The organism is Mesorhizobium sp. M6A.T.Ce.TU.016.01.1.1, from assembly GCF_003997065.1.
GTDB classification, from domain to species: Bacteria; Pseudomonadota; Alphaproteobacteria; order Rhizobiales; family Rhizobiaceae; genus Mesorhizobium; species Mesorhizobium mediterraneum.
Genome location: NZ_RZTJ01000181.1, coordinates 1 through 386, shown reverse-complemented (window position 1 = coordinate 386; position 386 = coordinate 1). Strand labels below are relative to the sequence as shown.

2 protein-coding genes are annotated in these 386 nt (G+C 62.4%); both read right to left on the bottom strand.

Annotated elements, in window-relative coordinates:
- Window positions 1-283: invasion associated locus B family protein (locus tag EOC94_RS33875; RefSeq protein WP_185928400.1), on the bottom strand; the 283-nt coding region annotated here is incomplete at its 3' end.
- Window positions 268-386 (bottom strand): DUF4189 domain-containing protein (locus EOC94_RS33870; protein ID WP_127295912.1); only part of this gene is annotated, 119 nt, incomplete at its 5' end. The genes EOC94_RS33875 and EOC94_RS33870, both read right to left, overlap by 16 nt.

Genomic DNA, 386 nt, shown 5'->3' with positions numbered 1-386 from the left:
GAAGCAGGGTAGCCGTCGTCGAACCGTCCGGGCGTGCCGCGATCTCCATGGCAAGAAGCCTCTGCCCGTTCTGCTGGACCTGGTCTTGCGCAAGCGAGCACACTCTCGCCTTTTCCCGTACCGAACAGGTCACGCTCCAGTCCTGATAGACCTCACGCAGCGATGAGGGTCCATCCGGGACAGCCGCCACCTGTTGCTGGGCAGACGCCGGCGACATCAATGAGAATAGAATTGCTCCACATGCGGAGACGGCCTTCGGGCCAAGCTTCATGTGCAGACCCATTCGCGGATCTTGCATTTCTCTCCCGTCGCCTCGCAGGCCTGCAAAGCGAGATCCTCCGCTTCCCGACGGGTCTCGGCCGAGTTCACGCCCCAGGGCGTGAAAC